The organism is Daejeonella sp., from assembly GCF_046590655.1.
Classification (GTDB): Bacteria; Bacteroidota; Bacteroidia; order Sphingobacteriales; family Sphingobacteriaceae; genus Daejeonella.
This window is the reverse complement of record NZ_JBKJUM010000090.1, coordinates 1-19,563: the sequence shown is the minus strand read 5'-3', so window position 1 is coordinate 19,563 and position 19,563 is coordinate 1. Positions and strand designations below refer to the sequence as shown.

Sequence of the window (19,563 nt, the reverse complement as noted above, 5' to 3'; positions counted from 1 at the left end):
AATAATCTGATTTACAACTAATGCCGGGAGATATGTTAATAACTCTTAGGGACATCCAATATTCAGAAAAAATTCCGATTAAAAAACTAAATTTTGAAATTAGTTCTAATAAATTGTAAATCAGAGTTATAAGTTATTTTTTGACGATTTTGACGATGGAAAATAAAATCGATTCGACCCAAATTTATACCTGCAAAACCGACCTGATTTATGAGGGTTTCTTTGCCCATCAAATTCCTGATTGGCTCCGGCCGATCCATGAATGTATGGGTGTGACCACCGATGATCAGGTCGATGAAATTTGTACTTTTCGCCAGCACCATATCAGACACTTTGGGTCCATCATATTTATATCCCAAATGGGAAAGGCAGACTATGATGTCGCATTTGTTATCAAGCTTAAGGACTCTCTCCATCTCCAACGCTTTTGCAATTGGATCACGATAAATTGTATTGCCATATTGCTGTTTATTTACCAGTCCGGCCAGTTCAATGCCCAGGCCAAAAACGCCAACTTTTATACCATCTTTCTTAATAATTCTGTATGAATCAGTCATCCCATTTAAAATGGTATCAGAAAAGTCATAATTCGCATTCAGAATCGGAAATTTTGCATGGGGCAATTGTTTGTAAAAACCCTCAACACCGTTGTCGAAATCATGGTTTCCCATAATACCTGCATCATATCCCATCATGCTCATCATTTTAATTTCAAGCTCCCCACCGTAAAAATTAAAATAAGGCGTTCCCTGAAATATATCGCCAGCATCAAGAAGCAGAACGTTCTTTTCTTCCTGGCGGATCTTACTGATGAGTGCCGAGCGGGCAGCGACTCCTCCCATTCCCTGATTTCTGGATCCGTCTATGGGAAAAGGGTCAATACGGCTATGTACATCATTAGTATGGAGGAACACCACTTTCACGAGGTCATCCTTCGCGTATACGCTTTCCGGGTTTATTCCTAGAGCGATAAGCGCCGCCCCAGCGGTTGTACCTCTTATGAAATCCCGTCTATTCAACTGTGATCCGGCCATCAATCTTAGGGTTAAGTATTATTCCTGCGCGGCTTTTTTTCTGCATGTACAAAAGAAGTGCATCCCGCAATTTAATATTGTATTCTTTTCTACCTGTGGCCTTAAGAAATATAGTACCACCGTCGCCGCCGTTTGCCATGTAATCGGAAGTGAGTACCGTATAAGTTTTACCAAGATCAAGAGTCTGCCCGTTAATCATAATATCAAGAGCCTTTTTATTGCTTATTTTGAAAGTTGCGCCAGAAATTGGATCTCCCCCCATTGATGCCATATAATCAAAAAATTGTTTCATATCAGATCCGCTAAACTGAACCGTGGTAATCATATTCTCAAAAGGCATTAGCTCAAAAATATTGAACAAGGCAATATTTCCTTGCGGAAGTGGAACACGCAGCCCACCATAATTTGTATAGGCTATATCAAATGGGATATTTCCGGACTTTCCTGCGTCAGCCATAGCATCGGCCATTAAATTATTTAAAGGGCCTTCGGGTCTTCCCTTGCTGATCTCCAAAGCTGAAACCGCTACGATTTCATTCATCATGGAATCAATGCGAAGTTTATATGGCAGATAGTAATCTATTATAGTCTGATCCTTAGATAGGTCGGAACTGATAGGATATAAAGCCTTATCAGAACCCGATAACTGCAGTTTAGGCGAACATGCTGTTAAGGTGATCAGAATAACATAAACACATATTTTCAGAATATAATTTCCTGAATAATAGTTGCGAAAATTACTCATAGCTCTTAATATTCTCCAAATTCATTCCTTAGCACGTCGGCAATTTCGCCCAAAGTCGAATAAGCATCTACAGCTGCCAAAATAAAAGGCATTGTATTGCTGCCATTCTTTGCGGACAGGGCAAGAGCATCCAGAACGATCTTCACCTGCTCATTATTTCGCTCAGCCTTCAATATTTCGAGCTTTTTTGTCTGCAAATCACGAATTGAATCATCCACACGGAAAACTTCCATAGTAAGGCCTTTACTATCCACGTATTTGTTTACACCTACTACGGTTCTATCGCCCGATTCAATATCTTTTTGATACCGATAAGCAGAATTAGCAATCTCATTCTGGATATATCCTTCCTCAATGGCGTTAACTGATCCCCCTTTCGCGTCTATAATTTGAATATACTTCCATGCTTCTCTTTCAACTTCATCTGTCAATGACTCAACGAAATATGATCCCGCCAGCGGGTCTACCGTATCGGAAACTCCGCTCTCAAATGCGATGATCTGTTGAGTTCTCAAAGCCACCTTTGCTGCGGCCTCGGTAGGGAGAGAGAGCGCTTCATCATATCCGTTAGTATGGAGGGACTGTGTGCCTCCTAAAACGGCAGCCATTGCCTGATTAGTTACTCTTATTATGTTGTTTAACGGTTGCTGCGCAGTAAGTGTCGACCCTCCTGTTTGAGTATGGAAGCGCAGTTTTTGAGCCCCTGGATCAGTTGCACCCAGAGATTTGGTGATCTCCGCCCACATCCTTCTTGCGGCCCTGAATTTTGCTATCTCTTCAAAAAAGTTATTGTGGCAATTAAAAAAGAAAGAAACTCGTTTAGCAAATATGTTTATGTCTAAACCTTTGCTCATTGCCGCCTGTAGATAGGCCTTACCATTTGCCAGCGTGAATGCAAGCTCTTGAACAGCTGTGGAACCTGCTTCCCGGATATGATAACCAGAGATAGAAATGGTGTTCCATTTTGGAAGTTCCTTGCTGCAATATTCAAATACATCAGTAATTAACCGCATGGAAGCTTTTGGCGGATAAATGTAAGTCCCCCTGGCGGCATATTCCTTTAAAATATCATTCTGGATGGTTCCTGAAATCTGGCTAAGATCAGCTCCTTGTTTCTTTGCAAGACTGATATACATCGCCAAAAGTATAGGTGCAGTTGCGTTAATTGTCATGGACGTGGTTACCTTTTGAAGGTCGATACCCTGAAAAAGCATTTCCATATCTTTTAAAGAATCAATTGCAACACCTACTTTTCCAACCTCCCCTTCTGCCATTACATGGTCCGAATCGTATCCAATCTGTGTAGGCAGGTCAAAGGCTACTGATAATCCCGTAGTTCCCTGTGAGAGCAGGTAATGATACCTTTTATTCGATTCTTCTGCTGTCGAAAAACCAGCGTACTGCCGCATAGTCCATAGCTTGCCGCGGTACATATCCTTTTGAATTCCTCTGGTAAATGGAAATTCCCCTGGTTGTTCAAGGTTTTTGGTTTCAGAATAAACTTCCCTGATCTCAATGCCGGAAGTTGTCGTCATTTTTTTTTCCTGCATAAAGTTAGAATAATGCCTGAACGTCTTTTTTAACAATATTCAAAGCTATATCATAGGGGTTTTCCGACTCCAGTCCGGCGAGGTGAATAAGAATTGACTTACTTAAATCGGCTCCCGTAGCATTGTCGGGTAATGCTCCTGATGCACTATTGACTATTCTCACTGTATCGTCCTTTATTTTTTTAACCACATTCCAGGTCGTGGCGCTTACATATAACTGTTGAGAGATATTATGCTGGTACTCTGCACGGATATCAGAAACAATCAAAGTTTGCATTTCTTTCGCACTGATTCCCGGTACATGTAGTCTCAAAAGCATATTAGATGGGCTTATCCTTTCAAGGAAGAGGACGGTCCGCTCGTAAGCCTGAAGTCTTAAAGGCAGGGAATGCTTCACACTCTCTTTCTTCAGCTCAATCATTCGAAAATTAAATCGCTGATCAAGATATTCTTTAATAAAAAACCAGGCTGCAAAAAAGACAATAAGTCCCGCAAGAGCAAATTTAATAATGTCCAGAAGGTATGCGGTTGGATTCATGAGTGGTGTATTTGTTAACAGATGGTCAAAAAGCCCGCGAGCAGAACAAAAGTGAGCAATTTCACGTATATTTGAGATATCATTTTAAAAGAAATATGAGTACAGAAATAGCGATCGCTGAGGCTCCTGTTACACTGACCGACGGAGCGAAAAGAGAGATTAGGAAGCTCATTCAGCAACAGGAACTGGGGGAAGATTATGGACTTCGATTAGGTGTGGAAGGCGGAGGCTGCGCGGGTATGAATTATATCCTGGGATTTGATCAGCAAAAAGATGGTGATCAGGAATTTTTTATTGATGGCATCAAGGTTTTCATGCATAAGGCACACGGATTGTATCTTGCAGGAATGCAGGTCGACTTTCAGGACGGGTTGAATGCCCGTGGATTTACGTTTAGTAATCCTAATGCAAGCAGCACCTGCGGTTGCGGAACATCATTTTCCGCCTGAAAATAAATTGTAACATTTTATGAAGTCCTGCCGTCAAACCGGCAGGACTTTTTTTATATTTATCCTATGGCAGCAAAGATGAACTATTCTGAAAATGTTAAAGTGGCTTTGCAATCCGTAAAAGGAAACAAACTGCGTACATTTCTAACTGCAATCATTATAGCCATAGGAATCACTGCATTAGTGGGTATTCTCACATCCATTGAAGCGATAGAAGGTTCCTTAACCAGTACTTTCTCGAGTATGGGAGCCAACTCGTTTACGATCAGGAACCGGGGCATCGGAATTCGGATCGGAGGTAGTGGACAACGTCCGAAACGTTATAAATCTATTGACTACCGACAAGCTACTGAATTTAAAAGCAGTTTCACTTTCCCCGCCATGATATCAGTAAATGTCTTTGCTTCTTTTGGAGGAACAGTCAAATATGGCAACGAAAAGACCAATCCGAACATATCAATACTTGGTGCTGACGAAAATTATATGGCATCTGCCGGCTACAAGCTGGCCTCCGGACGCAACTTTTCTCAATCTGAACTCGAATATGGCACAAGTGTCGTCCTCATTGGAGATGAAATCAAGACGAGGCTTTTTCCAGGAAGCGATCCAGTAAACAAAACTATTCATCTCGGAAACAATAAATTTCGAATCATCGGTGTATTCCAGGCTAAAGGATCAAGCGTGGGTTTTGGTGGCGACAAGGTTTGTGTGATTCCATTATTGCGTGCAAAACAGGTTATGACTATGTCCAACCCATCCTACACCATTTCCGTCACGGGCGACGATCCTGCACAAATGGAAGCGGCGATAGGAGAGGCTACATCACTGTTCAGAGTGGTAAGAAATCTGAAAGTCACTGATGAAAACAACTTCGAAATCACAAAGAGCGACGCTATTGCGCAAACTTTTATCGACAACCTGCGATACGTGCGATGGGGAGGAATTGTGATCGGAACCATTACTCTTATTGGTGCTGCAATCGCGTTAATGAATATTATGATCGTATCAGTTACTGAGCGAACGCGGGAAATTGGTATTCGTAAGGCGATAGGTGCGACTCCAATCGTTATCAGGCGTCAATTCCTCATAGAAGCTATTGTGATTTGCCTTATGGGAGGAATTACAGGCGTTTTCCTTGGTATCCTAATTGGTAATCTGCTTTCTATGGTCATGGGAGGCTCGTTTATTATGCCCTGGGCCTGGACCATATTAGGATTAACTTTATGCATCGGAGTGGGTTTGATTTCAGGTTTGTATCCGGCAATCAAAGCTTCAAAACTCGATCCGGTTGAATCGCTTCGCTATGAATAGCAACTTTTTTTTTGATTACTGCCGACTAAGCAGGTCTTAAAGAAGTTACTGCTAAATCTGGTTTATTTTTAAAACTCTGATAACAGATTAACATTATCTTCGGCGAAGATAATAAAGTGTTCATAATGCTTTTTTTGTACGATTTAGGTATTCAATTCTATCGCTTTATAATACTTCTGGCCTCGTTGAAAAACAAGAAAGCAGCGGCCTGGATAGAGGGAAGAAAAAACCTGTTAACTCATATAGCCAGTCGAGTAAATACGCACCAAACACATGCGTGGTTCCACTTTGCGTCTTTAGGCGAGTTTGAACAGGGAAGACCACTTCTTGAAATCATAAAAGCGAAATATCCTCATATCTCAATCGTAATTACATTCTTTTCCCCATCCGGGTACGAAATCAGGAAAGATTACCAGCTTGCAGAACATGTGTTTTATCTTCCTTTAGACACCCGAAAAAATGCAGAAGAATTCATAAAATTAGTTAAGCCTTCTATCGCAGTGTTTACCAAATACGAGTATTGGTACCACTATTTTAATGCACTTCAAAACAATAACATCCCGATATTTATAGTTTCTGGAATATTCAGGAAGGATCAGCCATTTTTCCGATGGTATGGTGGTTTGCATAGAAAAATGCTGAAGAAGGTTTCCCACTTTTTTGTACAAAATGAAGTAAGTAAAACACTTCTAAGCAGCTTAGGATTGAACAATGTCATTGTGGCGGGCGACACACGCTTTGACCGTGTCGTAAAAAATATGAGCCAGGTCCCGCGAATTCCAGCTGTTGAAGAGTTCTGTGCAGGAAGTAAAGTATTCATTGCAGGTAGTACCTGGCCCGAAGATGAAGTTTTGATCGCGTCCCTTGCAAAAGTTTATCCGAATTGGAAGTTCATAGTTGCACCTCATGAAATAGATCCGCGGCATATCAGTGACCTGGAAAATCTTTTCCCTGATTCTACGAAATTCTCGGAAACCAATATCCGTAGTATAGAAACACAGGTTCTGATAATTGATAATATTGGAACACTTTCAAGCCTTTACCAGTACGGTGATGTAGCATATATTGGCGGCGGATTCGGGGTCGGGATACATAATACTCAGGAAGCCTCTGCGTTTAGCTTACCAGTAATATTCGGACCTAAATATCAAAAATTTCAAGAGGCAGCAGATCTGATAGAAAAAGGGGCTTCCTTTTCAATCAAAGATGCACAGGAATTAGAGCAGAAAATGTCTTATTTACAAAATCCGCAAATCAGAAGCGAATTTGGAAAAGTTGCAAAGGAATATATAAACTCAAAAGCTGGCGCTACCAGAATCATCCTGGATTATCTTGAAAAAAATCGCTTAATCAATTCTTGACCAAGCCTTCTAGTGCATCTATCCAAAGGGGATTATCATTGAGACTCTCTACTAATTGCACATGCTCCCCTCCCAGTTTCTTGAACTCATCACCATATTCAACAGTAACTTCGTAAACAGTTTCCAGGCAATCAGCAACAAAAGCAGGGCAAAAGACTAATAAACGTTTTATTCCTTTTTTAGCAAGTTCCTGGATCACAACGCTCGTATAGGGCTGAACCCAGGGATCTTTCCCTAGCCTTGACTGAAAGCATACCGTATATTTATCAGCTGGCAAGGAAAGCTTATCAGCAATAAGCCTGGCAGTGTGATGACATTGGGCTGAATAACAAAACTTATTCTCATTTGTCAGCGTCGAACAGCAATTATTTGCTTTAAGACAGTGTCTTCCTGAATCATCAGACTTTTTCAGCTGACGTTGCGGCAAACCGTGAAAGCTAAATAGTATATGGTCGTAGCTCGCAGGATTATACTTTTCGGAGTTCTCAGCAAATACCTTGATCATGAGCTCATTATCATGAAAAGAGTTCAGGAATGAAATACTTGGTATAGTTTGCCATTTACTAACCAGCTCCATCACCTTTTGAAGGACTGAACCGGAACTTGCAGATGCATAGTGCGGAAACATGGGTATGACTCTGATACTATTAACCTGCGCGTTCTTTAAGTTCTTTAGGGCAGATTCGATTGACGGACTCTGATAACGCATTGCAAGCTCAACATGGTATTCGCTTCCCAATTGGTTTTGCAGCAAATCTTTCTGCAAAAGGCTGTAGTGCATTAATGGCGAACCGGTAGTGTCTGACCATATTTCTCTATAAAGCTTTGCAGATTTTGGTCCGCGGAATGGAACAATAATACCTTTTACAAGCATTGTACGCAGAATCGGATTAACATCAATAACCCGCTCATCCATCAGAAATTCATCCAGATATTTCCTCACGTCAGCAGTTGAAGGACTATCGGGAGTTCCTAAATTTACCAGTAAAACGCCTTGTTTGCTCATGTTTCTAAAACGCCAAAGATAATATTAGCGAGTCTTAGTAAGAAATGCACGCATACATTTGACTTTTAGAAAACAATCTGCTGAGAAAATCCGCTCTTCTGTCTTTCATTTATATTTACCAGATTTTTTTCAGAGTGCTGATGCCATAGTCACTGATGAGCCAATCCATAAGCTGAATTGTCGCCGTTTAGCCCTGCTTGATAGTCCAAAGCTTCCACCAGGGGGTTCCTGGCGAATCGTGGTGCTCGTAGTGGTAACCAAAGAAATAACAGGTTATGAAAGCATAAAAGTGGTTTTTACTTTGCGACCTTGAATGGTATCGATTGTCGTGCTCCCCATGATGAGGAACCCAGGTTCCAAAATAGAAAAGCTGCAATGTGCTGAGCAGCGAAGGCAATACCCAAAACAGTAAAAGGTTGGCTTCAGCAATCCACAACTTTAAAATATTGAAAATAACCGCCATCAAGACTATTTGCCACCAGGAAATATACTCCGTAATAAATTTAAAATACCAGGTCAGAAAATTTCCATTATGGAAGTCAGGATCTTTGTCCGTATGAACATGGTCATGGTGCTCATGATGTTTGGTGTACAACTTTTTAAAAGGAAAACAAGCGTATAATAGTGTGCAGGTTTGCCCAATAGCGTTATTTAGGGGCCTGTTGAACGATACAGTTCCGTGCATCGCATCATGAGCTGTGATAAAAAGACCCGTGTATAGATGCATTTGTACCAGGATCATTAAATAAGTCAATGGATTATCAAAACGAATCTCCCAGTTCATCAGGAGCAGAATGGAAATTAGCCATGCACCAATGACAAACATAGCAGCAAATACGCCAATATTAGATCTTTTTCCCGACATCTTCTTGATTTCAGAATGACTCCAGGGCACTCTTTACCTGCGTCATCAGCCACATGGGGGTAGATGTAGCTCCGCAAATGCCCACTTTATCCCCCGGATTAAACATTTCCTTGTTTAGCTCTGCTTCATTTGAAATAAAGTAGGTATTCGGGTTATGCTGACGGCAAACTTCAAACAGCACTTTGCCATTCGACGACTTTTTACCCGCCACAAACACGATATGATCATAATTCTTAACGAATTTTCTCAATTCTTCATCTCTGTTGGAAACCTGACGGCAAATAGTGTCGTTTGCCTTTATTTCGTAACCTCTGCTAAGAAGTTCCTCTTTTATCTGATAGAATTTAGCTGTGCTCTTAGTTGTTTGGCTGTAAAGGGTAAACTTATTTGGCAGGTCAACATCTTCAAGCTCGGCTATGTCCTGGAATACGATTGCCTCATTATTTGTCTGGCCTTGCAGGCCAATAACTTCTGCATGTCCGTGTTTGCCAAATATTAAAACTTTCTCTTTACTATCGTGAGTATTTTTTATTCTATTCTGAAGTTTTAATACCACCGGGCATGACGCATCAATCAAAGTGATATTATTTTCCAGTGCCAATTTGTAGGTTTCAGGGGCCTCGCCATGAGCGCGGATTAATACTTTTTCATTCTTTATTTGAACAAGATCTTCATGAGAAATGATCCTTAGTCCCCTTTGTTTAAGTCGGGTTACTTCTTCATCATTGTGAACAATGTCTCCAAGGCAATATAGATATCCATCTTCTGCCAGGATCTCTTCAGCCATATCGATGGCGTAAACAACTCCAAAGCAAAAGCCGGAATCCTGATCAATGGTAACTTGAAGATTATACTCCATCAAAATAATTAGACTGAACCCTTAATGAGTTGCTTACAAAAATACGAAATTCTTTTCAGGTACTCCACCAGTTCAAAATGATAAAGAAACACAGTTGTGCCACAAAAAGAACTATGGCAGAACTATTTTGCTTTCTAAAATTCAACTTATCAAAAATAAGGAACATAAAAAAAGCAACTACAAACCATCCGATGTAGTTCTGCAAAGGAATAACCCCTCTGTCCCAGCTCCAGTAATCATACTTTATGGCTATAGGTTCGATAAGAAAATCTATGCCCACTAATATTCCTGCCCCAAGAAATGCCAGAATATACTTGTTCAAAGTATAAACGTTTAGCAAAACGCCCGTAGTATAAACGAGAATAAGCCAATTAGCTCCTATAAGAATTGGTGTATTCCATATCTGTGTTCCAAGTGTGCGCCCGTATGTGTATGATCCGAAAATGAGTCCAGTATTAACTCCTGCTACTTCTACCAAAAATCCTGCCGCATAAACTACAACCGCAAATACCTGGAAATGAGTGGATTTGTCATATCCAGAAATCATCATCAGTAATAACATCAGCAGCAAATGAAGGGGAACCAGCTCGACGAACAAATGACTTAACTCCGGATTTAAGAAGCCATACAATCCTACAAAATGAAATAGTATTATAATTAAACTGCAAATATTCGCTTTGTTAAACATTAATTCCTGATCGGTCTTCCTTTCCAGACTATAGTTTTTGTGAAGTATTTTTTTACTGAAATTACAGCAATGAATAACATAGAAATCAACTGTACAGGGTGCAGAAAAATATTAATCCAAACGTTCTGACCCGACATTAACGAGATCATTACCCTACTCAAAATTATTAATGATAAAGCAAAAAATAGCAGTTCTGCACTTAAAATGTAGGCTATAGCGAGTGGCCCAAGAATAACCAGGAAGAGATACAAGAATAAACCAATAATGTTATTATTGAAGCCGGCAAGCAGGTTCTTACTAAAACCCTGGAAAGCGTCTTTAAAACCGCTGTACATCCGGCAGAAGATGTAGCCATTGGCCAGCAATGCTTCTCCTCTGTAACCTGATGCTTTTATAGATCTCATTATTTCGATATCTTCTACCACCTTGTTGCTGACCTGTTCGTGCCATTGGTTCTCCTTATAATTTTCGGCGTTAAAAAGCATGAACTGACCGCTGGCAGCTGAAAACGCCGGGCTCCTGGATAGCCTTACCAATCGCAAAGGAAGGAGGTTTAAAAGAATAAAGTGCATCAAGGGTACCACCATACGCTCACCCCAGGTAATCATAACCTGATTTGTAAATAAGCTTAGCAAATCGAGCTTGTAAAACTTCATCCGATGAACTGTATTGTTGATCAATCCATCTGCAATTGTCTCATCGGCATCCAGAAACATTAAATATTTACCTTTTGATGCCTTTGCGAGCTGATGACAGGCAAAGTTTTTCCCCAGCCAACCTATCGGCAAGGTTTTACCCGCTACTACCCGAAAGCGACGGTCCAAAGTGCAAAACTCTTCACATATTGCGAAGGTCCTGTCTGAAGAATGATCATCAAGTATAATAACTTCGTATTTCTGATAGTCCTGATTGCAGATAGATTGCAGGAGGCTTAGAATATTCTGTTCCTCATCTCTGGCAGGAATAAGAATGGATACCAGTTCATCATAGTCACGCGGGGAACTTGTAAGTTTTGGATTTGAAATGAAATTGAACAGCGTAACAGTGAATCGAAGTATTAGAAAAAGGAAGATAAAGTAAATCAGTATCATAGTTAAACCCCATTCGCGCACTGCCTTTGGCGCGAAACTTCAAAATGTTTGTTATACGCACTTTTTATTAGCTGGAGACTTGGGAACTCCACCCCCTCCCAACCCTGTATATAACAATATGCCGATGCTTTACGATTTTCGAAATAGTCGACAAAAGTAGCTGCAAAGATGTATTGAAATTTTCTCTTTGAAATGTTTATCATATTCATCAATCCTTTCTGAAATTGAACCTGATCTGTATGATTTGAGTAAAGTTTGCCCTGTGGAAAGATGAGAACTAAATTATTTGTATCATCAAGCAAGCGACCAGCATACTCCAGTGTTTCAATTACACTTCGGGAATTCTTTCTAACGGAAAAACTACCGAGATATTTGAGGAACCAAACCTTCTGATAGTTCTCCTCTGTGATCATAACATGAAATTTTTTCCTAAAATAAAGTTTATTAATGTGAAACATTAAAAACCCATCCCACCATGAAAAATGATTCGCCAGCAACAATATCGCCCGGTCTTTCTGGAAATTCGCCTGATTAAACTCCAGTTTTTTGAAATCAGAATCTATTATCCGGCTGATGTACCAGGAAAAGAACATGTAGATAATTTTGTTCTGGCGTGGTTTAAGCATTGGTTGGTTGTTGGTTGTTGGTTGGTGTTAGTTGGTTGTTGGTTGTGTGTCGTCCTGTTGGTTGTTGGTGATTGTCGCTCTAACAGCTCTAACAACAAACAATTAACAACTAATATAGAATTTTGTCTCTAGAATACTCCCTCCGTAACCAAGTTCTGCTTATTCAACCAGCCCATCAACAATTTTAGCAGAGAGCAGTGCCAATGGAATTCCGCCGCCCGGGTGCACACTTCCCCCTGCGAAGTATAAGCCTTCAATTTTCGAGGAAAAATTAGCATGTCTTAAAAACGCTGAAAACTGGTTATTTGAGCTGCTTCCATATAAAGAGCCCTGATAGGAGAAGCTTTGAGAATCGATCTTGCGGGGATCCAGAATATGTTCGCCAATTATCAGGGCTGTGATATCTGTTTTAAGTATCCGGGATAACTTCGACACGATATTGCGACGGGCATCATCTATCAGCGCGTCCCAATTCTGGCCTGAATTCGAGGGAACGTTGATCATGGTAAACCAATTTTCACATCCCGGGGGGGCATCAGACGCTTCGACCTTCGAACTGATGTTAAGATAAATAGTTGGATCAAAGTAAATATTTTTCTTTTGCCAGATGTGCTGGAATTCCATTTCATAATCTTCGGTAAAGAAAATATTATGAAGGTCAAGTTCCTGAAAACTGCGGTTGATTGACCAGTAGAAAATCAAAGCCGAGCTGCTTCTTTCCTGAAGCAGGATCTTTTCGGGAGCAGGAATCTTTTTGAGGAGTTTTCTGTAGGTGTACCAAATATCCATATTCGAGACCACCAGATCAGCCTCATGCAACGCAGAACCGATTCTTACGCCACTTAGCTTTTTACCTCTTAACTCAATCTCGTCCACATAAGTATTATAATGGAATTGTACACCGCAGTGCATTGCCAGATCGGCAAGTGATCTGACAATCGAATACATTCCACCTTCCGGAAAGTAAGCCCCGAAATACTGCTCGAAATGCGGAATTACGTTCAACGTGGCTGGCGCCTTATAAGGATTGGAGCCATTATAAGTAGCGTACCGGTTAAACAAGCGGATAGTTTTTGAATCTTTGAATCTTGCAGAATTGGACTTGTTCATTGTTCTGAACGCATCGATCTGCGGAAAAAGGAGCAGCGACTTTAGTGTAGTCGAATTAAAATAGTTTAAAAATTTATGAAGTGACCTTTGCAGGAAAACTGGATTGGTGATCTGATATATTTTCTCACTTCTATCCAGAAAGTCAATTACTGAAGCAGCAGAATCAGCTGTATTTTTCTCAATCTCCGATGCAAATTTATTCCTGTCCGAATAGGCCTTAAGCTGTGTACCATCTTCATAAAAATATTTGCAAATCGTATCAAGTCGTTTATATTGAAAATAGTCTTCTGGATTTTTACCCGCGAGTCTGAAAAGCTCTTCCACATATTGGGGCATAGTAAACAGACTGGGGCCCGCATCAAAACGAAAATCCCCTGATCTTAACTCGGACAGCTTACCACCTGGTCGGGCTGCTGTTTCGTAAACATTAACCGAGTACCCTTTAACCGCAAGTCTTATTGCAGAGGCAATTCCAGCTAAACCGGCGCCTATAATTATGGCTTTTTTTGATGGTGGAGTCATTTTAGATTATCGGCCAAAGCGCAACTATTTTAATACATCCAGCACGTTGAATAATTTTTGCCTTGCGGATGAACTGCTTCCGCTGTAGTTATTTATGATTATGGAAAACACCAGTGGCGTACCGTCCGAACTGGTTTGATAACCTGCATAGGCAAGGACATCGCTGATACTTCCACTTTTCATTTTCATATTATTGTAAACCGGAAGACTCTCGTAAAAACCGCTAAACCATGCTTCCTTTTTTATCGATTGTAATATTTGCACTATGGACATCGTAGTAATTCTGTTTGCCGGCGACAAACCGCTTCCGTCATAAATGTTCATTGCATTTTTATCTATACCAAGCTTCTGGCTCCAGAAGGTTTTTATGACGTCCACTCCATCAGGAGTAGTAATCTCCTTAGCTTGTTTCCAGGCAATTGTTTTAACGAGATGTTCGCCATAGAGATTTATGCTTTTTTGGTTAAACCAATAGATTATTTTATCAAGGCTTGGTGAAGCATAGCTATCCAGAATTTTTGTAGCCGCTTGAAATGGTAGCTTTTCTGATTCCAGTTCCCTCGCTGTTCTGATTACTTCTGCATTTATACCTGAAGCCTTTAACCAGCTACGAAAATGCTGTGCCAAATCAAGGGCCGGATCTGGAACAGAAGCGGAAATAGTTTTCTTAAGGTCAATCCCGTAAGTACCTCGCAGATAAATGGTATTAGAATAAGGTGCTGAGTATGCATAAACATTGTCGCCCGTTCCCTGCCTTCCTGTTGTTACCTCATTTACCAATTTTAAATAGCCCATGTCGGGCTCGGTTCGTAAAAGGACTGCTGTCTCGCCAACACGGCCTGCTTTAAAAATGAGGTCAAACTGATTCTCCCGCCAGGTCAGGGTCGAAGGTCCCGCGCCGTAATAGTTTCCAATATCCTGCCATGGCCATCCGCCTGGTAAAGTTTGAGTACCAAATAAACGGTCATCCGTAATAATTCGGCCGGCAATCCTCTTAATTCCCGCTCTTGTGAGAGCGTCAGTCCATCGTTTTAAAAGCAATGCGCTTTTGGTTTTATCATAACGATCACTCCCCAGACTAGGATCCCCGCTGCCTTTTATGATAATATCTCCATTCAGAGTTCCATCGGCAGTTACGAAACCGGAGTGCCCCAATGTTGTCTCCCAAGTAAAATCCTTACCTAGTAATACGTAAGCTGTCGCAGAAGTTATTGTTTTTAACGTCGAGGCCGGAGCCAGGCCAGTATTCCCATTTCCCGCAAAAAGTACTTCCCCTGTTACTGCATTTAAAACACTCAGGGAAGCGGTGCCGTAGATCATCTGCGGGTCTTTTTCGAGGCGCTGAAAGGCTTGTTCAATTCTCCGTTGAAGAGTTTGAGCATGAGAGTTTATGAAAAGGGGAAGCAAAAAAAGCAGTAGAAATCGTTTCATCAGAAAAATTGGCTTTGAAATTACGCTGTCAGCGAAGATATTATTTAAACTTCCCAATGGAAAATAAATTGCCGAGCATTCTGCCTGTACGGATTAGATTTGATCGCGTATGGCTAATAGCCGTTTCAAGATCAGAAGGTTCGTTGCTCAAGGGTATCAGAACCTGGAAGTATTCGTTCAATGCCGGATTTGCCTCTAAGGGTAATTTACCGGCAATTCCCACAACGGGAATACCTAAATATTTTGCTGCAGCTGCCGCAGCAAAGGGTGCCTTCCCCTGAAGCGTCTGTTCATCAATACTACCCTCACCGGTGATTAACAGATCGCATGATCGTAGACTATTCCCGAAATTTGTCATTTCAAGAAATTTAAAAGCCCCGTCTACCAGCTCAGCATTGAGGAAAACTTTCAGTGCTGCCGCCGTTCCTCCCGCCGCACCTCCATGCTTTATGGCACTCATATCCGCAAGCCCACCCGCAGATGCTATGGCACTGATTTTCTGTAAGACGTCTTCCAACCTGATAATTTCAGATAGCGTAGCGCCTTTCTGAGGACCAAAGACTGCGGCAGCACCATCGGGTCCCAATAAGTAATTCGCGACATCACAAAGGACTATTACTTTACAATTAAATACGCGTTGATCTATTCCGGACAGGTCTATGTCAGCCAGGGCAGAAAGATCTTCCGGACAAGGCTTTAACTCATTTCCGATGGAATCCAGGAAACGTACACCCAAAGCGTGAAGAAGTCCCGCCCCGCCGTCTATCGTGGCCGACCCTCCTAATCCGATAATGATCTTCTTCACCTCACAATCGAGTGCGGCAATAATCATTTCTCCCGTACCATAAGAGTTAGCGCGGAGAGGATTTAGTTCCAATCGATTTAACAGGCGAATCCCAGAGGAATCGGCCATCTCAATGACGGCAGTTTCACCACGATCAATCAAGCCAAATCTCGCTCTTATTTTTTTCCCAAGTGGATCGCCGACCTCAGTTTCAACAATCTTCCCCTTAAACTTTTCGATAATTAGTTTCGCAGTCCCATCTCCGCCATCCGCGATAGGGAAACATTCTGCCGTACAATTAAGCATAGAGCTTTCCAGTCCCTCACGGATAGCTGCTGCCGCATCAGAAGCATCAAGGCTATCTTTAAAGGCGTTCGGGGCGATTAGGATGCGCATTTTCAATGGAGAATTGAGAGGAGAGAGTTGAGAATTGAGAATGGGAGTTCAGAGTCATTGTTAAATTTTGCTAGTAAACATAATCGCCTCGGAACAGCTGGGTTGACCTAATAAAAATTCTAATAACTAACCCCTATTAACAACGTTAACCGGCTTGCCGCTAATAAATTTTGCCAGATTTTCCTCCGCCATTTTCATAAGTCGGGATCTGGCTTCTTTGGTTGCCCAAGCAATGTGTGGTGTAATGATACAATTTTTAGCTTTGAAAAGAGGGTTGTCTGCTGAGGGTGGCTCAACGGAGAGAACATCGATACCTGCACCGGCAATAACATTATGATTTAGGGCATCGGCCAGGTCCTCGTCGACTATAATGGGACCACGCGAAGTATTAAGCAGGAAAGCAGAAGACTTCATGGTTCGAAGCCTATCGGCATTAATCAGGCCCTGAGTTTCAGGGAATAGCGGACAGTGGATACTAACTACATCAGATTCCTTTAAAATTTCAGGGATGGAAGCCCACCGGAAGTTTTTTCGGGCAGCTTGATCGCTCGGAGTTCGTGCAGACCCAAGAATATTCATCCCAAGCGAACCAGCAACGTCGGCAACGCTCTGACCTATCCGGCCAAATCCAATAATACCCATTGTTTTACCTTCAAGTTCAATGAGAGGAGATTTCCAGTAACAAAAATCCGCTGATCGCGACCAATCACCCGCGCGAACCGAATCACTATGCAACTGCACGTGCTGACAAAGTTCCAGCATCAGAGCGATAGTCATCTGAACTACCGAAGCTGTTCCATAGCCCGGAATATTGGTAACTGGAATTCCCCGAGACTTCGCGTAATCAATATCTACCACGTTATAACCCGTCGCGAGCACGCCAATGTATTTCAATTCAGGCAAAGCTTGAAGTACATTCTTCCTCAGAGGTGTCTTATTAGTAAATAATATCGCGGCATCTTTGCTTCTTTCAACGATCTTGTCCTCAGGTGTTCTGTCGTAAACCGTAAGATTTCCAAGATTGCTTAGTCCATCCCAGGTAATGTCGCCTGGATTTAATGTGTATCCGTCAAGTACAACTATATTCATAAAACAATTTTATTCTAATCCTCTATACCCTATAGTAACATGTCATGGGTACTATGGTGCGGCAGAAAGCATATTCCCGCACGTACGGGATGAATGCATATTGTTGTTGATAATCGGTTTTCCCTTCTTTTAGATCAGCTGATTCTTCATTAAGTACTCTGCTATCTGAACTGCATTTGTTGCGGCGCCTTTGCGGAGATTATCAGCAACGATCCAGAGGTTAAGTGTATTGTCCAGGGATTCGTCGCGTCTGATTCTTCCAACAAATACTTCATCCTTTTCATGAGCATCCATCGGCATTGGGTATTTCAGATTTGCCGGATCATCCACTACAATAATTCCTTCTTCTTTTTCAAGGATAGCACGCACCTCAGCAAGGTCAAAGTCATGTTCGAACTCAATATTTACTGATTCAGAGTGCCCGCCCATCACCGGGATCCGAACGGTTGTTGCCGTCACACGGATTGAATCATCGCCCATGATCTTTTTTGTTTCAAGGATCATTTTCATTTCCTCCTTGGTATAACCATTGGGGGTAAACACATCAATTTGCGGGATCACATTCAAATCGATCGGATAGGCATAAGCCATTTCTCCTGATATACCTTTACGCTCATTCATCATTTGGTCGACAGCCTTAACACCGGTACCAGTAACCGACTGATACGTTGAAACTACCACCCTTTTAATTTTATATCTTTCATGAAGGGGCTTCAAAACCACCACCATCTGTATGGTTGAACAGTTGGGATTCGCTATGATCTTATCATTGGCAGTAAGCACATTGGCGTTAACTTCGGGCACAACTAGTTTCTTATCAGGATCCATTCTCCATGCCGAAGAATTATCAATTACAGTAGTACCGACTTCCGCAAAACGCGGCGCAGCTTCCAGTGATGTGCTTCCTCCGGCAGAAAACAAAGCTACATCCGGTCTCATTGCAATAGCTTCATCCATGGTCACTACAGCATACTTCTTTCCCTTGAATTCGATCTGTTTACCAGCACTCCTTGCGGAAGCTACGGGGATCAATTCACTAACCGGGAAATTGCGCTCTGCTAAAACTTTTAACATCACCGAACCTACAAGGCCGGTAGCGCCTACTACTGCGACTTTCATTGCTTTAATCTTTCTAAAATTGTTAAAACTGTTTAATTGAGACAAATATGGGAAAAATCCGGAGTTTTTGGAGGGGTTGGGGGAGATAAACCATCAATCCTGGGGAATCCATTGTTTATTTTAATGTCGATTACCTAAAACAGAAAAATTTATGCCTTAGGCTCATTCCACTCTAAATCTGCCCGGGTTGTAAGCGATATTGAAATCACATAACACCCACATGAAACATCTACTTATCATTCTATTGCTGTGTTCTGGCAATTCACTTCACGCACAGCTTAATGAAGACTTCAGCGATGGCAATTATACTGCAAATCCAGTTTGGACGGGCAGTAACAATGCGACTGATTTTGCGGTAGTGGATGGTAAATTACGTTCAAACTCAAATATTCCGAATGCTGCTTTTTTCCTGAGTACTGAAAGCACATTGGCCATTAATGCCCAATGGGAATTTTGGGTCAATCTTCAAATAAGTACTTCCGGGTCAAACTATGCAGACATCTATGTTATATCCGACAAGGCCGATCTCAAAAGCACATTGATAAATGGCTTTTTTATTAGAATAGGAAATACGGACGATGAAATAAGTCTTTACAGGAGATCTGGAACAACTAGCAGCAGTACGAAAATAATAGATGGGCTTAACGGTAGTGTAGGATCCTCAAATAATACTATTAGGATTAGATTAAAACGCGACAGTGCAGGGAAATTTACACTTGAGCGCGAGGTAGTAGCAAGCAATACTTCTTTCGTTTTAGAAGGAACAGCAAACGACGTCGCGCACCCAACTTCGACCCATTTTGGAATCTCAATTCAACAATCAACCACCTCGTTTTTTTTAAAGCACTTCTTCGATAATATAAAAATTGCTCCTATAATCACAGATACAACACCCCCAATTGTGAGCGAGGTGTCAGCTATAGGTACCAATACTTTAGCCATTACTTTTAGCGAAGAGATGGATACTCTAAGTACCAAAATTGCCTCAA

At 41.5% G+C, this 19,563-nt stretch carries 19 protein-coding genes; 4 read left to right on the top strand and 15 right to left on the bottom strand.

Annotated features, from left to right (window positions below; genetic code table 11):
• Positions 1-86: 86 nt before the first annotated feature.
• Genes ACLL8Z_RS08620 through ACLL8Z_RS08605 form a run of 4 tightly spaced genes read right to left on the bottom strand, consistent with a single transcriptional unit; the run spans position 87 to position 3,867 of the window.
• Positions 87-1,034, bottom strand: coding sequence for a metallophosphoesterase (locus ACLL8Z_RS08620; RefSeq protein ID WP_411274368.1), 948 nt, complete (start codon positions 1,032-1,034; stop codon positions 87-89).
• Positions 1,012-1,779, bottom strand: a complete 768-nt coding sequence (locus ACLL8Z_RS08615; RefSeq protein ID WP_411274367.1) for a 5'-nucleotidase C-terminal domain-containing protein — start codon at positions 1,777-1,779, stop codon at positions 1,012-1,014. The genes ACLL8Z_RS08620 and ACLL8Z_RS08615 overlap by 23 nt, the downstream gene beginning before the upstream one ends.
• A gap of 5 nt (positions 1,780-1,784) precedes the next feature.
• Positions 1,785-3,329, bottom strand: a complete 1,545-nt coding sequence (locus ACLL8Z_RS08610; RefSeq protein ID WP_411274366.1) for a methylmalonyl-CoA mutase — start codon at positions 3,327-3,329, stop codon at positions 1,785-1,787.
• Between the two features lie 4 nt (positions 3,330-3,333).
• Entirely contained in the window at positions 3,334-3,867 is a 534-nt protein-coding gene (locus tag ACLL8Z_RS08605) for a hypothetical protein (RefSeq protein WP_411274365.1), read from the bottom strand.
• Between the two features lie 95 nt (positions 3,868-3,962).
• On the opposite strand from ACLL8Z_RS08605, the gene ACLL8Z_RS08600 reads away from it, so the two are divergent.
• The 3 genes from ACLL8Z_RS08600 to ACLL8Z_RS08590 all read left to right on the top strand — a co-directional run bounded on the left by ACLL8Z_RS08600 (position 3,963) and on the right by ACLL8Z_RS08590 (position 6,988).
• On the top strand, positions 3,963-4,316 hold the full coding sequence (locus ACLL8Z_RS08600) for a HesB/IscA family protein (protein WP_411274364.1): 354 nt from the start codon (positions 3,963-3,965) through the stop codon (positions 4,314-4,316).
• Between the two features lie 66 nt (positions 4,317-4,382).
• Complete coding sequence (locus ACLL8Z_RS08595; protein WP_411274363.1) at positions 4,383-5,627, top strand: ABC transporter permease; 1,245 nt, start codon at positions 4,383-4,385, stop codon at positions 5,625-5,627.
• Between the two features lie 125 nt (positions 5,628-5,752).
• Entirely contained in the window at positions 5,753-6,988 is a 1,236-nt protein-coding gene (locus tag ACLL8Z_RS08590) for a 3-deoxy-D-manno-octulosonic acid transferase (RefSeq protein WP_411274362.1), read from the top strand.
• On the opposite strand, the gene hemH is transcribed toward ACLL8Z_RS08590, so the two are convergent.
• From hemH to ACLL8Z_RS08535, 11 genes are all read right to left on the bottom strand, one after another.
• Positions 6,978-7,994: a ferrochelatase gene (gene hemH, locus ACLL8Z_RS08585; protein ID WP_411274361.1), complete on the bottom strand. Its 1,017-nt coding sequence runs from the start codon at positions 7,992-7,994 to the stop codon at positions 6,978-6,980. The two genes, ACLL8Z_RS08590 and hemH, sit on opposite strands and share 11 nt — an antisense overlap.
• A gap of 187 nt (positions 7,995-8,181) precedes the next feature.
• The gene (locus ACLL8Z_RS08580; RefSeq protein WP_411274360.1) at positions 8,182-8,859 is read right to left on the bottom strand and encodes a fatty acid desaturase; all 678 of its coding nucleotides are present in this window, start codon (positions 8,857-8,859) and stop codon (positions 8,182-8,184) included.
• 10 nt (positions 8,860-8,869) lie between these two features.
• A complete protein-coding gene (locus tag ACLL8Z_RS08575) occupies positions 8,870-9,718 on the bottom strand; it encodes a 4-hydroxy-3-methylbut-2-enyl diphosphate reductase (RefSeq protein ID WP_411274359.1) in 849 nt (282 codons plus the stop codon).
• A gap of 55 nt (positions 9,719-9,773) precedes the next feature.
• A complete protein-coding gene (locus ACLL8Z_RS08570) occupies positions 9,774-10,406 on the bottom strand; it encodes a carotenoid biosynthesis protein (protein ID WP_411274358.1) in 633 nt (210 codons plus the stop codon).
• On the bottom strand, positions 10,406-11,497 hold the full coding sequence (locus tag ACLL8Z_RS08565; RefSeq protein WP_411274357.1) for a glycosyltransferase: 1,092 nt from the start codon (positions 11,495-11,497) through the stop codon (positions 10,406-10,408). Before ACLL8Z_RS08565 ends, ACLL8Z_RS08570 begins: the two co-directional genes overlap by 1 nt.
• 2 nt (positions 11,498-11,499) lie before the next feature.
• A complete protein-coding gene (locus tag ACLL8Z_RS08560) occupies positions 11,500-12,123 on the bottom strand; it encodes a lysophospholipid acyltransferase family protein (RefSeq protein WP_411274356.1) in 624 nt (207 codons plus the stop codon).
• Between the two features lie 159 nt (positions 12,124-12,282).
• Positions 12,283-13,755, bottom strand: coding sequence for a 1-hydroxycarotenoid 3,4-desaturase CrtD (crtD, locus tag ACLL8Z_RS08555; protein WP_411274355.1), 1,473 nt, complete (start codon positions 13,753-13,755; stop codon positions 12,283-12,285).
• Between the two features lie 24 nt (positions 13,756-13,779).
• On the bottom strand, positions 13,780-15,186 hold the full coding sequence (gene dacB / locus ACLL8Z_RS08550; protein ID WP_411274354.1) for a D-alanyl-D-alanine carboxypeptidase/D-alanyl-D-alanine-endopeptidase: 1,407 nt from the start codon (positions 15,184-15,186) through the stop codon (positions 13,780-13,782).
• 40 nt (positions 15,187-15,226) lie between these two features.
• Positions 15,227-16,366: a glycerate kinase gene (locus ACLL8Z_RS08545; protein WP_411274353.1), complete on the bottom strand. Its 1,140-nt coding sequence runs from the start codon at positions 16,364-16,366 to the stop codon at positions 15,227-15,229.
• Positions 16,367-16,492: 126 nt separating this feature from the next.
• Positions 16,493-17,455 carry a D-2-hydroxyacid dehydrogenase gene (locus tag ACLL8Z_RS08540; protein WP_411274352.1) on the bottom strand — a complete coding sequence of 321 codons (963 nt, stop codon included), beginning with the start codon at positions 17,453-17,455 and terminating at the stop codon, positions 16,493-16,495.
• Between the two features lie 129 nt (positions 17,456-17,584).
• The gene (locus ACLL8Z_RS08535) at positions 17,585-18,574 is read right to left on the bottom strand and encodes an aspartate-semialdehyde dehydrogenase (protein ID WP_411274351.1); all 990 of its coding nucleotides are present in this window, start codon (positions 18,572-18,574) and stop codon (positions 17,585-17,587) included.
• Between the two features lie 220 nt (positions 18,575-18,794).
• Between ACLL8Z_RS08535 and ACLL8Z_RS08530 the strand changes: the two genes are divergently transcribed.
• Positions 18,795-19,563 (top strand): hypothetical protein (locus tag ACLL8Z_RS08530; protein ID WP_411274350.1); only part of this gene is annotated, 769 nt, incomplete at its 3' end.

Bases quoted from the DNA above. Each gene is read 5' to 3' on its own strand.
- ACLL8Z_RS08605 (WP_411274365.1), bottom strand. From the start codon at position 3,867: ATGAATCCAACCGCATACCTTCTGGACATTATTAAATTTGCTCTTGCG.
- ACLL8Z_RS08590 (WP_411274362.1), top strand. From the start codon at position 5,753: ATGCTTTTTTTGTACGATTTAGGTATTCAATTCTATCGCTTTATAATA.
- ACLL8Z_RS08545 (WP_411274353.1), bottom strand. From the start codon at position 16,366: ATGCGCATCCTAATCGCCCCGAACGCCTTTAAAGATAGCCTTGATGCT.
- ACLL8Z_RS08540 (WP_411274352.1), bottom strand. From the start codon at position 17,455: ATGAATATAGTTGTACTTGACGGATACACATTAAATCCAGGCGACATT.
- ACLL8Z_RS08575 (WP_411274359.1), bottom strand. From the start codon at position 9,718: ATGGAGTATAATCTTCAAGTTACCATTGATCAGGATTCCGGCTTTTGC.
- ACLL8Z_RS08620 (WP_411274368.1), bottom strand. From the start codon at position 1,034: ATGGCCGGATCACAGTTGAATAGACGGGATTTCATAAGAGGTACAACC.
- ACLL8Z_RS08610 (WP_411274366.1), bottom strand. From the start codon at position 3,329: ATGCAGGAAAAAAAAATGACGACAACTTCCGGCATTGAGATCAGGGAA.
- hemH (WP_411274361.1), bottom strand. From the start codon at position 7,994: ATGAGCAAACAAGGCGTTTTACTGGTAAATTTAGGAACTCCCGATAGT.
- ACLL8Z_RS08615 (WP_411274367.1), bottom strand. From the start codon at position 1,779: ATGAGTAATTTTCGCAACTATTATTCAGGAAATTATATTCTGAAAATA.
- ACLL8Z_RS08560 (WP_411274356.1), bottom strand. From the start codon at position 12,123: ATGCTTAAACCACGCCAGAACAAAATTATCTACATGTTCTTTTCCTGG.
- dacB (WP_411274354.1), bottom strand. From the start codon at position 15,186: ATGAAACGATTTCTACTGCTTTTTTTGCTTCCCCTTTTCATAAACTCT.
- ACLL8Z_RS08595 (WP_411274363.1), top strand. From the start codon at position 4,383: ATGGCAGCAAAGATGAACTATTCTGAAAATGTTAAAGTGGCTTTGCAA.
- ACLL8Z_RS08570 (WP_411274358.1), bottom strand. From the start codon at position 10,406: ATGTTTAACAAAGCGAATATTTGCAGTTTAATTATAATACTATTTCAT.
- ACLL8Z_RS08565 (WP_411274357.1), bottom strand. From the start codon at position 11,497: ATGATACTGATTTACTTTATCTTCCTTTTTCTAATACTTCGATTCACT.
- ACLL8Z_RS08600 (WP_411274364.1), top strand. From the start codon at position 3,963: ATGAGTACAGAAATAGCGATCGCTGAGGCTCCTGTTACACTGACCGAC.
- crtD (WP_411274355.1), bottom strand. From the start codon at position 13,755: ATGACTCCACCATCAAAAAAAGCCATAATTATAGGCGCCGGTTTAGCT.
- ACLL8Z_RS08535 (WP_411274351.1), bottom strand. From the start codon at position 18,574: ATGAAAGTCGCAGTAGTAGGCGCTACCGGCCTTGTAGGTTCGGTGATG.
- ACLL8Z_RS08580 (WP_411274360.1), bottom strand. From the start codon at position 8,859: ATGTCGGGAAAAAGATCTAATATTGGCGTATTTGCTGCTATGTTTGTC.